This window comes from Mycobacterium sp. SMC-15 (genome assembly GCF_045310925.1).
Classification (GTDB): domain Bacteria; phylum Actinomycetota; class Actinomycetes; order Mycobacteriales; family Mycobacteriaceae; genus Mycobacterium.
The window spans coordinates 17,112-30,881 of record NZ_JBJIAJ010000004.1 but is presented as its reverse complement, the minus strand read 5'-3'; the positions used below and the strand labels follow the sequence as shown (position 1 = coordinate 30,881).

Genomic DNA, 13,770 nt, shown 5'->3' with positions numbered 1-13,770 from the left:
ATGTTGTGACGGTCGAGAGCGGTGTCGCCACCCCGGGCTCTGTTTGACCGTTCCGGTAGGGCAGGATGACAATGCCGTCGCGGACGATTCCCGCGATGGCGCTGTCATATGCGCACAGCCCGGAGGAGCCTGATGACGGAGCCGACGAGTACCGACGGAGACCGGCCGGCCGGCCGTCCCCCCTACTCCCGGGTGTTGCTGAAACTCGGTGGGGAGATGTTCGGCGGCGGGCAGGTCGGGCTTGATCCCGATGTGGTCGCCCAGGTCGCCCGCCAAATCGCCGAAGTGGTCCGCGACGGCGTGCAAGTGGCGGTGGTGATCGGCGGCGGCAACTTCTTCCGCGGCGCACAGTTGCAGCAGCGCGGCATGGAACGGATGCGCTCGGACTACATGGGCATGCTCGGCACCGTGATGAACAGCCTTGCCCTGCAGGACTTCCTGGAAAAGGAAGGCATCGACACCCGGGTGCAGACCGCGATCACCATGGGTCAGGTCGCCGAGCCCTACATCCCGCTGCGGGCACAGCGGCATCTGGAGAAGGGCCGGGTGGTGATCTTCGGTGCCGGCATGGGGCTGCCGTATTTCTCCACCGACACCACCGCGGCTCAGCGCGCGCTGGAGATCGGCGCTCAGGTGGTGCTGATGGCCAAGGCCGTCGACGGCATCTTCACCGCGGATCCTCGCGTCGACCCGAATGCCGAACTGCTCACCTCGATCACCCATCGCCAGGTCATCGATCGGGGGCTGAAGGTGGCCGATGCCACCGCGTTCAGTCTGTGCATGGACAATGGCATGCCGATCCTGGTGTTCAACCTGTTGACCGACGGAAATATCGCGCGGGCGGTCGCGGGTGAGAAGATCGGAACACTGGTCACCAGCTGACGGGCGCGGTGCAGGCGACCACCGGCGCTACAGCGAAGCGATAACGAGGAGCGGGGCAGATGATCGACGAGGCTCTCTTCGATGCCGAAGAGAAAATGGAGAAGGCCGTGTCGGTGGCCCGCGACGACCTCTCGACTATCCGCACCGGTCGGGCCAACCCGGGCATGTTCTCGCGGATCGTCATCGACTACTACGGGTCGATCACTCCGATCACCCAGCTGTGCAGCATCAACGTGCCCGAGGCGCGGCTCGTGGTGATCAAGCCCTACGAAGCATCGTCGCTGGGTGCCATCGAGACCGCGATTCGCAACTCCGACCTCGGCCTGAACCCCAGCAACGACGGTTCGCTGATTCGGGTGTCGGTACCGCAGCTGACCGAGGAACGGCGCAAGGAGCTGGTCAAGCAGGCCAAAGCCAAGGGGGAGGACGCCAAGGTCTCGGTGCGCAACATCCGCCGCAAGGCGATGGAGGAGCTGCACCGCATCCGCAAGGACGGCGATGCCGGCGAGGATGAGGTCGGTCGGGCGGAGAAGGACCTGGACAAGTCCACCCAGCAGTATGTGACCCAGATCGACGAGCTGGTCAAGCACAAAGAAGGCGAGCTGCTGGAGGTCTAGCGGCCGTCCAGTAGGCACCCTCGTGGCAGACCAAGACACCGGCGTAGACGCCGCGGACTCACAGCCGAAACAGTCGCGAGCTGGACGCAACCTTCCCGCCGCCATCGCCGTAGGCGCCCTGCTGAGCGGAACGCTGGTCTACACCCTGCTGTTCGCCCCCCGTTTCTGGGTGCTGATTCTGGCGGTAGCCGCTCCGGTTGCCACCCATGAGATCGTCCGGCGGCTGCGTGAAGTCGGCTACGACGTGCCGTTCATCCCGCTGGCCCTGGGCGGCCAGGCGATGCTGTGGCTGTCGCTGCCGTTCGGGGCCAGGGGTGTGCTGGGCGCGTTCGGTGCCACGGTGGTGATCGCCATGATGTGGCGGCTGGTGGGCCAAGGGCTGAACCACGCCCCGGTCAACTACCTGCGGGACATGTCGGCGACGATCCTGATCGCGGTCTGGGTGCCGCTGTGCATGAGCTTCGCGGCCCTGCTGGTCTTCCGCGACGATGGCCCGGGCCGGGTGCTGTGCCTGCTGTTCCCGGTGGTGTTCTCCGACATCGGCGGGTACGCCGTCGGTGTGCTGTTTGGCAAGCACCCGATGGCGCCGGCGATCAGCCCGAAGAAGTCCTGGGAGGGTCTCGCGGGATCCCTGGTGCTCGGCGTCGCCGCGGCGGTGTTCGCGGTGACGGTGTTCCTCGACCGGCCGTGGTGGGTAGGACTGCCGCTGGGTCTGCTGCTGGTGATCACCGGTGTCTTCGGCGACTTGATCGAGTCCCAGGTCAAGCGCGATCTGGGCATCAAGGACATGGGCCGGCTGCTGCCCGGCCACGGCGGGATCATGGACCGGCTGGACGCGCTGCTGCCATCGGCCGTGGTGACCTGGATCGTGCTGACCGTTCTGCCCTGAGTCACCGGCATACTGGAACCGATCATGAAGCAACAGCTGGTGTTCACCGCACCGCGGCGGGCCCTGCCGCCGCGGCATCTGGCAGACCTCGACACCGACGGAGTGGTGGCCGCGGTCGCCGAGCTGGGGCTGCCGGCATTTCGGGCCAAACAGCTGGTGAACCAGTACTACGGCCGGCTGATCGCGGACCCGCAGCAGATGACCGACCTGCCCGCCGCGGTGCGCTCCGCAGTGGCCGACGCACTGTTCCCCACCCTGCTGACCGCCGCCAGCGAGATCGAATGCGACGCCGGCGAGACACGTAAGACGTTGTGGCGTGCACACGACCAGACCAAGTTCGAGTCGGTGTTGATGCGCTACCCGCGCCGCAACACCGTGTGCATCTCCTCACAGGCCGGCTGCGGCATGGCGTGCCCGTTCTGTGCGACCGGCCAGGCCGGCCTCACCCGCAACCTCTCGACCGCCGAGATCCTCGAGCAGGTCCGGGCGGCGTCAGTGACGCTACGAGACCGCGGCGGTGCTCCATCTTCGGGGGCTCGACTGTCCAACATCGTCTTCATGGGCATGGGGGAGCCGCTGGCCAACTATGCCCGCGTGGTGGCCGCGGTGCGGCGCATCACCGAGCCACCGCCACACGGGTTCGGAATCTCGGCGCGATCGGTGACGGTGTCGACGGTGGGACTGGCCCCGGCGATCCGCAAGCTCGCCGACGAGCGGCTCGGGGTGACGCTGGCGCTGTCGCTGCACACTCCCGATGACGAGCTGCGCGACACGCTTGTTCCGGTGAACAACCGGTGGAAGGTTTCCGAAACCCTCGATGCCGCCCGCTACTACGCGGACGTCACCGGCCGACGGGTGTCCGTGGAATACGCGTTGATCCGCGATGTCAATGACCAGCCGTGGCGGGCAGATCTGTTGGGCCGCAAGCTGCACAAGGCGCTGGGACCATTGGTGCACGTCAATCTGATTCCGCTCAACCCCACCCCGGGAAGCAAATGGGACGCCAGCCCCAAGCCGGTGGAACGCGAGTTCGTCCGGCGGGTGCGGGCCCAAGGGGTGGAATGCACGGTCCGCGATACCCGCGGGCGCGAGATTGCGGCGGCGTGCGGCCAGCTGGCGGCCGAAAACCAGTGATCACCCGGCGAGATTGCACTGACGCCGGGAAAATCGCCGATCTAACTGCGTGAATGCAGTCTCGGGGAATCGGCGACGGCCGATACGGCTGCTAGCGCAGCCAGCCGCGGTTGCGGCCGACGATGTCGCGCACCACGACGAACAGCGTCAGCGCGGCGAATCCCAGCAGGAAGTAGTCCTCGACGTGGCCGATGTGGTTGCCGCGCAGCATGAGCAGCAGGAAACCGACGATACCGAAGCCGACGATGTGCCAGGTGCGGTAGTTGATCGCGCTCCAACCCCACGCCGCAGACGGCACCTCGACAGGGTCAACCCCGGTGTGGCGCTCCACCTCGGTACCGGCCACTTCGACTCCTTAGGTTCGCAGCAAGTTCGCATCATTCTGGCATACGGCGAGTCGGCCCATCGCACGGCGGCGACCCGCTGCGCCGCGCCTCCGATCGCTTAGATCTCGAACGTTCGGTAGGCGGCCGGGCCGACGATCGCGGCCAGGCTCTCCGGCGTCCACTGCTGGTCACTGTCGAGCAGCATCCGCGCGGCGGCTTCGCAGATCGCCAGGAACACCTCGGTAAGTGCCGCCAGGGTTTGGGCGGACGGGGCTCGGCGCTCCAGCAGTGGCCGCATCACCGTGCCGACCCGCTCGGTGAGGCGGGCTCGGCCCGAGACCACGGCGGCCGCCAGGACCGGATCCTGATCGGCGGTGAAGATGATCCGCCATGACGCCGGCCGTTCCCGCACGGCGGACAGGAACGCGCAAAAGCCCGCGACGAACCGGTCCTCGACGCTGCTGGTCCGCCGCGGCGGCAGGGCCCCGAGCAGGCTGGTCAGCATCAGCTCGGTCTCCCGGTCGAGCAGCGCGGCCAGAACCTTGCCCCGGCCGTCGTAGCAGGCGTACACCACCGGTCGGGTGACTCCGATGCGCTCCGCGATCGCCGCCATCGTCACCCCGGCGATGCCGTGCTCGGCAGCGATCTGCAGGGCGGCGTCGAGCACCTGTGGCCGACGTCGCTGCGGGCCGAGATGCTCGGCGCGGGACCGGTTCGCGGCGTGTTCCGGCACCGGTTCAGCGTAATTGGATATCGGCGATGATCAGCACCGGCCAGGCCACGATCTCCCCGAGAACGGAGAACACCTTGTCCAGTCCGCGCACCTCGTGGAGGTGCTGGTAGTGGCTGCCGGCCCAGAACAGTCCGATCACCAGGTAGGCGCCCAGCAGCACCGAGCCCATGGCGCCTAGATAGCACAGCTGGCGGATGCTGAGTTCGCGGTCCAGCAGGCGTTGCAGGCCCCCGAGGTTCATCGGATGCTGCCCAGGATCGGCTGGGACTCGATGAGTCCCTCGTCGCTGGGCGCCAGGCCTTCGCCGAAGACCCGATTCGACTGCCTGGCCCGGAATTCCAGATGGGCCTGCGCTGGGACGGCATAGCCGTAGCGTCCCTGGGCTTCCCGCGGAGTCGTGGTGACCGGGTTCACCGGCCGGATCGCCCGCAGTACCCGGGTGCCGATCGGAAGCGTCATCGGCGAGATCAGCCGCAGCAGCATCAGCTGTACGCGGGGGCTCAAGCTCAGCAGGGTGAACGCGGCGCTGAGCGGCGGCACGATCAGTGCGTCGAGCACCCGAGAGGTGCCCACACCGCCGAGCTCGCGCATCCAGCGGGGCATGGTTGCCAGGGTTCCGCGGCGCAGGAACGCGGTGACGAGCAGCGCGCCCGGCCACAGCAGCTTGGGCAGCGACTGCGGCAGGATCACCTCGGCGTGCAGCAGGTGGGCCATCGCGCGCCGGGCGATGTCGGAGTTGATCAGCTGCGGGCGCATCTGGTCGAAGTAGGCTGCGATGCCGTCGCGGGTGCGCGGGACGTCGGCCGGGTCGAGCGTCTGCAGTTCGGCCGCCTTGGCGCAGTCGGCCCAGTACGACGCCTCTTCATCCGCTGAAAGCGGTCCGGGTCCGTACTTTTCGTAGGCGTACAGGATCGAGTGCCAGGCCGTGAGGTGGATCCACATCTGGGAGGCCGGGTCGTTGGCGTCGTAGTGTGCGCCGGTGACCGGATCGACGCCGATGGCCTTGGAGTGGATCCGGACCAGCATGTCGGCTGCCTCGGCGGTGGTGCGGCTCTCGCCGAAGGCCACCATCGCGAAGTAGCGCAGGGTGCGGTCATAGCGGGTCCGTGGCCGCTCATAGATCGCCTGGGTGGCATCGACGGAGGCGACCAGTGCGGGGTCGAGTTCTTCGATCACCACGGCGCGCTGGAAGCCGATCGACAGCGAGGTCGGGTAGCTCCAGACCTTCCAGGTCGCCGAGTCGGGGCCGAAGAAGCCGTAATCCTCGGCGGGCTCGGCGTCGGGCAGGGACAGCCACGTGCGCAGAGTGCTCATTTCGTCTGCCTTTCGCCATTTTCTGGTTCGTTCCATTTTTCTGGTTCGTTCATTTTCCTACGCTGTGTAGGATTCTGCATCGGCCAGTGATCGGCGGTCAAGGGTCGGATTGCGGGGATACCGTGGGCACATGGCCGCTGACGCCGACGAAGCGCCACAGTTCTGGGATTTCGCCGCTGCACCGCCGCACACCGCGCCGGGCGTGAGTTCGATGGTGGGCTACCGCGCGCTGGACGTGCCCGACGGCGTGCACCGGGGGATGCCGTCGTCGACCTTGACCTTCATCGTCAGCCTCGACGAGGGCGTGCGTGCGGCCGAAACGCTCGAGGCTCTCCCGTCCGCGCGACCTGCTCCGGTGCTGCTGGGCGGCCTGCACGAGCAAGCCGCTCGGGTGCAGCAAACCCGGGGCCAGGCGGGCGTTCAGTTGGCGGTGCACCCCCTGGCGTCGCGTGCGCTGTTCGGCGTGCCGGCCGCCGAGCTAAGCGTGACCGAGTTCGGCGCCGCGCCGATATTGGGCCGGGGTGCGGTGCGGCTACATGAGCAGCTTGCCTCCGTGCGGTGTTGGCCGGACGCGTTTGCGCTGCTGTCCGGTTATCTGGTGGCCCAGCAGCGTCGACGCCACGGCACCGTGCGCGCTGAGGTGGCCCGGGCCTGGCAGTTGCTGCAGCGCAGCCGGGGGAGGACGCCGGTTGCGTACATCGCCGAGCAGGTCGGACTGAGCCAGCGGCATCTGAGCACGCTGTTTCGCCGCGAGGTCGGCCGCACGCCGAAAGCCGTGGCCATGCTCATGCGTTTCGAGTACGCGACCGCCCGAATGGCCGAGGAAGCTCGCCGGCATCGCCGTGTCGACCTGGCGAGTGTCGCGAACGCTGCCGGATATGCCGATCAGGCTCATCTGACTCGTGAATTCGTTCGGTACGCCGGAACCTCGCCGGGCGCCTGGCTGGCCGAGGAGTTCCAAAACATTCAAGACGGCGGCCATGCCCCGCGATCAGAGTGGAGTCATGACGCATCAGAATCCGACCGTGTGGTTGACCCTGCAAGCGCATGACGCGCGCAAACTCCTCGACTACTACGTCGACACCTTCGGTTTCGTCGTCACAGCCCGCCACGGCGATGACGGCGACACCATCGCCCATGCCGAACTGCGCTGGCCCGAGGGTGTCGGCGGCATCATGCTCGGCAGTCACAAACCCGGCAACGACTGGTGTCGCGAGCCCGGCACCGCGGGTGGCTACGTCGTCACCAGCGACCCCGACGGCCTCTACCAGCGGGTCCTGGATCGCCAGGCCGAGGTGATCCGACCGTTGAGCGACACCGACTACGGCGCTCGTGAGTTCACCGTCCGTGACCCGGAAGGCAACCTGTGGAGCTTCGGCAACTACGCGGGAGCACAATAGGTGGGTGACCACGGGCCGCCGGATCAAAGTTCTGCTGTTGGGCTCTACCGGCTCGATCGGAACCCAGGCGTTGCAGGTCGTCGCGGCGAACCCGGACCGTTTCGAGATCGTCGGGCTGGCCGCCGGCGGCGGTAACCCGCAGCTGCTGGCCGACCAGCGCGCCGAGACCGGGGTCGCCAACATCGCCGTCGCCGACACGCAGGTCGGTGAGGCGCTCGATGCCCCCTACCGCGGACCCGACGCCGTCACCCGCTTGGTGTACGACACCGAGGCCGACGTGGTACTCAACGCCTTGGTCGGCGCGCTCGGGCTGCGGCCCACGCTGGCCGCGCTGGAAACCGGGGCGCGGCTGGCCCTGGCCAACAAGGAATCGCTGATCGCCGGCGGCCCGCTGGTGCTGGCGGCCGCCGAACCGGGCCAGATCGTGCCGGTGGACTCTGAGCACTCCGCGCTGGCGCAATGCCTTCGGGGCGGCACGCCTGACGAGGTCGCCAGGTTGGTGCTCACCGCTTCGGGTGGGCCGTTCCGGGGCTTGGGCGCCGCCGAGCTGGAACACGTCACACCCGAGCAGGCTGGGGCGCATCCGACCTGGTCGATGGGCCCGATGAACACCCTGAACTCGGCGTCGCTGGTGAACAAGGGCCTCGAGCTCATCGAGACCCACCTGCTGTTCGGTGTTCCCTACGAGCGCATCGACGTGGTCGTTCACCCGCAGTCGATCGTGCATTCCATGGTCACTTTCACCGACGGATCGACCATCGCCCAGGCCAGCCCGCCGGACATGCGCCTACCGATCGCGCTGGCTCTGGGCTGGCCGGCGCGGGTGCCCGGTGCGGCGGCGGCGTGCGACTTCTCCACCGCCTCCACCTGGGAGTTTGAACCGCTCGACGACGCCGTATTCCCGGCGGTGCAGCTGGCTCGCCATGCCGGTGAGGCCGGTGGCTGCATGACCGCGGTCTACAACGCGGCCAATGAAGAGGCGGCCGAAGCCTTCCTGGCGGGCCGGATCGGTTTCCCGGCGATCGTGGCCACCATCGCCGAGGTGCTGGGCGCCGCTGACCAGTGGGCCGCGCAACCCGCTACCGTGGATGAGGTACTCGATGCGCAGCGCTGGGCCAAGCAGCGAGCGGCTCGCGCCGTCGAGGCGATAGCTACGAGAAAGGTCGGCAGCACCCGATGATGTTCGCGGTAGGCATCGCGCTGTTCGCGCTGGCCATCCTGGTTTCAGTGGCGCTGCATGAATGCGGTCACATGTGGGTGGCGCGCGCCACCGGCATGAAGGTGCGCCGCTACTTCGTCGGCTTCGGCACCACGTTGTGGTCGACGAAGCGCGGCGAGACCGAATACGGCCTCAAGGCGATCCCGGCCGGTGGCTTCTGCGACATCGCGGGCATGACCGCGGTGGAGGAATTGGAGCCCGACGAGGTCGACCGCGCCATGTACAAGCAGAAGACATGGAAGCGGGTGGCCGTGCTGGCCGCCGGCCCCGCCATGAACTTCGTCATCGGCCTGGTGCTGGTCTACTCGATCGCCGTGATCTGGGGCCTGCCCAACCTGCACGCACCCACCACCGCCGTCATCGGCGAAACCGCCTGTGTGGCACCCGAAGTCGTCAAGGGTGAACTGGGCACCTGCTCGGGTCCCGGCCCGGCGGCGCTGGCCGGCATCGAGTCCGGTGACGTGGTGGTCAAGGTCGGTGACACCCCGGTGTCGACCTTCGAGGAGATGGCCGCCGCGGTGCGCAAGCAGCACGGCACGACGCCGATCGTTGTCGAACGTGACGGCTCCACGCTCACCAAGTACGTCGACGTGACGCCCACTCAGCGCTGGATCGCCGACGGCGCGGACCGCGAGGCCGTCCCCAGCACCGTCGGCGCGATCGGGGTGGGTGCCGCCCAGTTCGGGCCGACCCAGTACAACCCGGTCACCGCGGTGCCGGCCACCTTCGCCTTCAGCGGCGACCTGTCGGTGCTGCTGGGCAAGTCGCTGGCCAACATTCCTTCCAAGGTCGGCGCGCTGGTGCACGCCATCGGCAACCCGCACGGGCAGCGCGACCCCGAAACCCCGATCAGCGTGGTGGGCGCCTCGATCATCGGCGGCGACACCGTCGATCACGGGCTGTGGGTGGCGTTCTGGTTCTTCCTGGCCCAGCTGAACTTCATCCTGGGCGTGCTGAACTTGGTGCCGCTGCTGCCATTCGACGGCGGGCACATCGCGATCGCGCTGTTCGAAAAGCTCCGCAACCTGCTCAGGTCGGCCCGTGGAAAGGTCGCGGCCGCACCGGTGAACTACCTCAAGCTGATGCCGGCCACTTACGTAGTCTTGGTGGTGGTGGTCGGCTACATGCTGCTCACCGTGACCGCCGACTTGGTCAATCCGATCAGGCTGTTTTGATAGGAGCCCCCTCATGAGCGTCGGCCTAGGAATGCCGGCAGCCCCTCCGCCCACACTGGCGCCACGTCGCAAGACCCGCCAACTGAAGGTCGGTGGGGTCGGAGTGGGAAGCGACCATCCGATCGCGGTGCAGTCGATGTGCACCACCAAGACCCACGACGTCAACGCGACACTGCAACAGATCGCGGAGTTGACCGCCTCGGGTTGCGACATCGTGCGGGTGGCCTGCCCCCGGCAGGAGGACGCCGACGCGCTGGCCGAGATCGCCCAGCACAGTCAGATCCCGGTGATCGCCGACATCCACTTCCAGCCCAAGTACATCTTCGCCGCGATCGATGCCGGCTGCGCCGCGGTCCGGGTGAACCCGGGCAACATCAAGGAGTTCGACGGCCGGGTCGGCGAAGTGGCCAAGGCGGCCGGCGCCGCGGGTATCCCGATCCGGATCGGCGTCAACGCCGGTTCGTTGGATCAGCGGTTCTTGGCCAAGTACGGCAAGGCCACCCCCGAAGCCTTGGTGGAGTCCGCGCTGTGGGAAGCCTCGCTGTTCGAGGAGCACGGCTTCGGCGACATCAAGATCAGCGTCAAGCACAACGACCCGGTCGTGATGGTGGCCGCATATCAGCTGCTGGCCGAGCAGTGCGACTACCCGCTGCACCTGGGCGTCACCGAGGCGGGCCCCGCCTTCCAGGGCACCATCAAATCCGCCGTGGCGTTCGGCGCCCTGCTGTCCCGCGGCATCGGCGACACCATTCGGGTGTCGCTCTCGGCGCCGCCGGTAGAGGAAGTCAAGGTCGGCAACCAGATCCTGGAGTCGCTCAACCTGCGGCCACGCGGTCTGGAGATCGTGTCGTGTCCCTCCTGCGGCCGGGCTCAGGTGGACGTCTACCGACTGGCCAACGAGGTCACCGCCGGGCTGGAGGGGATCGACGTCCCGCTCCGGGTCGCGGTGATGGGCTGTGTGGTCAACGGTCCCGGTGAGGCTCGCGAGGCGGATCTGGGTGTGGCGTCCGGCAACGGCAAGGGCCAGATCTTCGTCAAGGGCGAGGTGATCAAGACCGTTCCCGAGGCGCAGATCGTGGAGACCCTGATCGAGGAGGCCCTGCGCCTGGCGGAGGAGATGGGTGACGGATCTCCCGGCGGGTCGCCCACCGTCGCCGTAAGCTGATCGCAGCCGGATCGCCGTACGCGCGCGGCAGTTGAAGTTCGCCAGAAAGAGTCACTATGTCGGCTCCGCCCGAGTTCCGTCTCGACCAGCGACGGGTGTCCGTCGCGCGTGACGCCGCGGCGGTCTGGCAGGTGCTCGAAGAGGATCCGATCGGTTCCTGCATGGTCGCCGCCCGGGTAGCCGATCACGGTGTCGACCCCCGAATGATCGGCGGGGAATTGTGGACGCGCGGCGGCGTGAGCGAATCCTTGTGCTACGCAGGCGCAAACCTGATCCCGCTGCGCGGGGCGCCGGCCGACCTCACCGCGTTCGCCGACAAGGCGGTGAGTGCGATCCGGCGCTGCTCGTCGCTGGTGGGCCGCGCGGAATTGGTGGTGCCGATGTGGCAGCGGCTCGCCGACTCCTGGGGCCCGGCCCGCGACGTGCGGGAGAGTCAACCGTTGATGGCGCTACACACCATGCCCGCATGCCCGATGGATGCCGAAGTTCGCCAGGTGCGTCCCGACGAGCTGGACGCGTACCTGGTAGCCGCCGTCGACATGTTCATCGGTGAGGTCGGCGTGGATCCGCGGGTCGGCGACGGGGGACGCGCCTACCGTCGGCGGGTGGCCAACCTGATCGCAGCGGGCCGCGCTTGGGCGCGCTTCGAGCGGGGCGAGGTGGTGTTCAAGGCCGAGGTGGGTTCGCAGTCGCCGTCGGTGGGCCAGATTCAGGGCGTCTGGGTGCACCCGGACCGACGCGGACGCGGTCTGGGCGCCGGCGGCACCGCGATGCTGGCCGCGGTGATCGTCGGCACCGGGCGCATCGCCAGCCTGTACGTCAATGATTTCAACGAGGTGGCGCGGTCCACCTATGAGCGAGTGGGTTTCACCCAGGTCGGCACTTTCGCGACGGTGTTGCTCGACTGATCTCTCGGGCCTTGTCGTATTTTTCGCCGAGACTGTTGTTAGCGCGGAAACGTTCGAGTAGCGGACACGCCAACTACAGGCTCGGTGGGTACTGGCGCCAAGTAGCGGTTCTATTTCGGTGCGCCTCCGCCTGCTGACCGTTTCTGTTTCGTAACATCAGCCCCAATGACAACTGCAAGCTCATTCGTCACACGCGTCACGGGCCTGGCGACCGTACTGCTCACCGCAGCCGGCGTGGCGGCCTGCACCCCGCGCCCCGACGGCCCAGGGCCCGTCGCCGAGCGCTTCTTCGCCGCCCTGGCCACCGGTGACACCGCGACGGCCGCCGAGCTCAGCGACGACCCGTCAACGGCACGCAGCGCACTCAACGCCGCCTGGGCGGGCTTGCAGGCCGAACACCTCGATGCGCAGGTGCTCAGCTCGCGCTACAACGACGACACCGGCAGTGTGGCCTACCGCTACACCTGGAAGCTGCCGAAGAACCGGACCTGGGCCTACGACGGCCAGCTCAAGATGGTCCGCAACGAAGGCCATTGGACGGTTCGCTGGACCGCCACCGGCCTGCACCCCAAACTGGGCGAGCACCAGACGTTCGCGCTGCGGGCCGACCCCCCGCGTCGTGCGGCGGTCAACGAGATCGGCGGCACCGACGTACTGGTGCCCGGCTACGTGTACCACTATCAGTTGGACGCCGGCCGGGCCGGACGAAACCTGATGCGCACCGCCCGCGCGGTGGTCGATACTCTGCGGCCTTTCGACGACGCCTTGGGTGACCCGCAGCGTCTGGCCGAGCAGGCCAGTTCCTCAGCGACCCCGCTCGGCCTGATCACGCTGCGCAAGGCCGACCATGACCGTGTCGAACCCGCCATCGGCGCCCTGCCCGGAGTCGTGGTCACGCCGCGCCCCGATCTGTTGCCCACCGACGACCACTTCGCCCCGATGCTCATCAGCGAGGTCAAGAAGGCGGTCGGGACCCAACTCGAGGGTGCCGCGGGCTGGCGTGTCGTCAGCGAGAACCAGAACGGCGTCGACGTCGCGGTGCTGCACGAAGTCGATCCGGCGCCGGCGCCCTCGCTGACGATCAGCCTGGACCGAGCGGTACAGCGTGCCGCCCAGAACGCGGTCAACACCCGCGGTGACAAGGCGATGTTGGTGGTGATCAAGCCATCGACCGGCGAGCTGCTCGCCGTCGCGCAGAACGCGGCGGCCGACGCCGACGGCCTGGTCGCCACCAGCGGTCTGTATCCGCCCGGTTCTACCTTCAAGATGGTCACCGCGGGCGCGGCGATCGAACGGGACATGGCGACGCCGAACTCGATGGTGGGTTGTCCTGGCGAACTCGACATCGGCCAGCGCACCATCCCCAACTACGGCGGGTTCGACCTCGGCCTGGTGTCGATGTCGCGGGCCTTCGCCAACTCGTGCAACACCACCTTCGCCGAGCTGGCCAGCCGGATGCCGCCGCGGGCGCTGTCGCAGGCGGCCAGCCGCTACGGGATCGGGGTGGACTACCTCGTGGACGGGATCACCACGGTCACCGGCTCGGTTCCGCCGACCGTTGACCTGGCCGAACGTACCGAGGACGGATTCGGTCAGGGCAAGGTGTTGGCCAGCCCGTTCGGTGTCGCACTGGCCGCGGCGACGGTGGCGGCCGGCCGAACACCGGTGCCCCGGTTGATCGAGGGGCGCCCGACAGCGGTCAACGGTCCGGTGGCCGCTCCGGTCAGCGCCGAGATGCTCGACGGTCTGCGCGAGATGATGCGGCTGGTGGTGACCGATGGCACCGCACGCGACATCGCCGGCTGTGGACCGGTTTACGGCAAGACCGGGGAGGCCGAGTTCACCGGTGGCTCACACTCCTGGTTCGCCGGCTATCGGGGCGACATGGCCTTCGCGTCGCTGATCGTCGGCGGTGGCAGCTCGCAGTACGCGGTCCGCATGACCAAGGTGATGTTCGACTCGCTGCCGGATAACTTCCTGCTGTAGAAAATCGCTTGACACCAAAGGA

At 67.8% G+C, this 13,770-nt stretch carries 15 protein-coding genes; 11 read left to right on the top strand and 4 right to left on the bottom strand.

Annotated features, from left to right (window positions below; translation table 11 throughout):
* Positions 1–132: 132 nt before the first annotated feature.
* From pyrH to rlmN, 4 genes are read left to right on the top strand one after another with little or no spacing between them, the layout of a single operon-like run.
* The gene (gene pyrH / locus ACJH71_RS07010; protein ID WP_406757309.1) at positions 133–882 is read left to right on the top strand and encodes a UMP kinase; all 750 of its coding nucleotides are present in this window, start codon (positions 133–135) and stop codon (positions 880–882) included.
* A 59-nt stretch (positions 883–941) separates the two neighbouring features.
* Entirely contained in the window at positions 942–1,499 is a 558-nt protein-coding gene (frr, locus tag ACJH71_RS07005) for a ribosome recycling factor (RefSeq protein ID WP_406757308.1), read from the top strand.
* 22 nt (positions 1,500–1,521) lie between these two features.
* A complete protein-coding gene (locus ACJH71_RS07000) occupies positions 1,522–2,388 on the top strand; it encodes a phosphatidate cytidylyltransferase (protein WP_406757307.1) in 867 nt (288 codons plus the stop codon).
* A gap of 24 nt (positions 2,389–2,412) precedes the next feature.
* The gene (rlmN, locus tag ACJH71_RS06995) at positions 2,413–3,522 is read left to right on the top strand and encodes a 23S rRNA (adenine(2503)-C(2))-methyltransferase RlmN (RefSeq protein WP_406757306.1); all 1,110 of its coding nucleotides are present in this window, start codon (positions 2,413–2,415) and stop codon (positions 3,520–3,522) included.
* 91 nt (positions 3,523–3,613) lie between these two features.
* On the opposite strand, the gene ACJH71_RS06990 is transcribed toward rlmN, so the two are convergent.
* From ACJH71_RS06990 to ACJH71_RS06975, 4 genes are all read right to left on the bottom strand, one after another.
* Complete coding sequence (locus tag ACJH71_RS06990) at positions 3,614–3,868, bottom strand: DUF2631 domain-containing protein (protein WP_406757305.1); 255 nt, start codon at positions 3,866–3,868, stop codon at positions 3,614–3,616.
* Between the two features lie 98 nt (positions 3,869–3,966).
* Positions 3,967–4,581 carry a TetR/AcrR family transcriptional regulator gene (locus ACJH71_RS06985; protein WP_406757304.1) on the bottom strand — a complete coding sequence of 205 codons (615 nt, stop codon included), beginning with the start codon at positions 4,579–4,581 and terminating at the stop codon, positions 3,967–3,969.
* 4 nt (positions 4,582–4,585) lie between these two features.
* Positions 4,586–4,822 (bottom strand): hypothetical protein, encoded by a 237-nt coding sequence (locus ACJH71_RS06980; protein ID WP_406757303.1) that lies wholly within the window; start codon positions 4,820–4,822, stop codon positions 4,586–4,588.
* The gene (locus tag ACJH71_RS06975) at positions 4,819–5,895 is read right to left on the bottom strand and encodes an oxygenase MpaB family protein (RefSeq protein WP_406757302.1); all 1,077 of its coding nucleotides are present in this window, start codon (positions 5,893–5,895) and stop codon (positions 4,819–4,821) included. Before ACJH71_RS06975 ends, ACJH71_RS06980 begins: the two co-directional genes overlap by 4 nt.
* Before the next feature lie 211 nt (positions 5,896–6,106).
* Between ACJH71_RS06975 and ACJH71_RS06970 the strand changes: the two genes are divergently transcribed.
* From ACJH71_RS06970 to ACJH71_RS06940, 7 genes are all read left to right on the top strand, one after another.
* Positions 6,107–6,946 (top strand): helix-turn-helix domain-containing protein, encoded by an 840-nt coding sequence (locus ACJH71_RS06970; RefSeq protein ID WP_406757612.1) that lies wholly within the window; start codon positions 6,107–6,109, stop codon positions 6,944–6,946.
* A complete protein-coding gene (locus ACJH71_RS06965) occupies positions 6,900–7,295 on the top strand; it encodes a VOC family protein (protein WP_406757301.1) in 396 nt (131 codons plus the stop codon). Before ACJH71_RS06970 ends, ACJH71_RS06965 begins: the two co-directional genes overlap by 47 nt.
* Positions 7,296–7,299: 4 nt before the next feature.
* Positions 7,300–8,475, top strand: coding sequence for a 1-deoxy-D-xylulose-5-phosphate reductoisomerase (gene dxr / locus ACJH71_RS06960; RefSeq protein ID WP_406757300.1), 1,176 nt, complete (start codon positions 7,300–7,302; stop codon positions 8,473–8,475).
* A complete protein-coding gene (locus tag ACJH71_RS06955) occupies positions 8,472–9,689 on the top strand; it encodes a M50 family metallopeptidase (RefSeq protein ID WP_406757299.1) in 1,218 nt (405 codons plus the stop codon). Before dxr ends, ACJH71_RS06955 begins: the two co-directional genes overlap by 4 nt.
* Positions 9,690–9,702: 13 nt before the next feature.
* Positions 9,703–10,854: a flavodoxin-dependent (E)-4-hydroxy-3-methylbut-2-enyl-diphosphate synthase gene (gene ispG, locus ACJH71_RS06950; RefSeq protein WP_406757298.1), complete on the top strand. Its 1,152-nt coding sequence runs from the start codon at positions 9,703–9,705 to the stop codon at positions 10,852–10,854.
* Positions 10,855–10,910: 56 nt separating this feature from the next.
* The gene (locus ACJH71_RS06945) at positions 10,911–11,762 is read left to right on the top strand and encodes a GNAT family N-acetyltransferase (protein ID WP_406757297.1); all 852 of its coding nucleotides are present in this window, start codon (positions 10,911–10,913) and stop codon (positions 11,760–11,762) included.
* 165 nt (positions 11,763–11,927) lie between these two features.
* The gene (locus tag ACJH71_RS06940; protein ID WP_406757296.1) at positions 11,928–13,748 is read left to right on the top strand and encodes a penicillin-binding transpeptidase domain-containing protein; all 1,821 of its coding nucleotides are present in this window, start codon (positions 11,928–11,930) and stop codon (positions 13,746–13,748) included.
* Positions 13,749–13,770 lie beyond the last annotated feature (22 nt).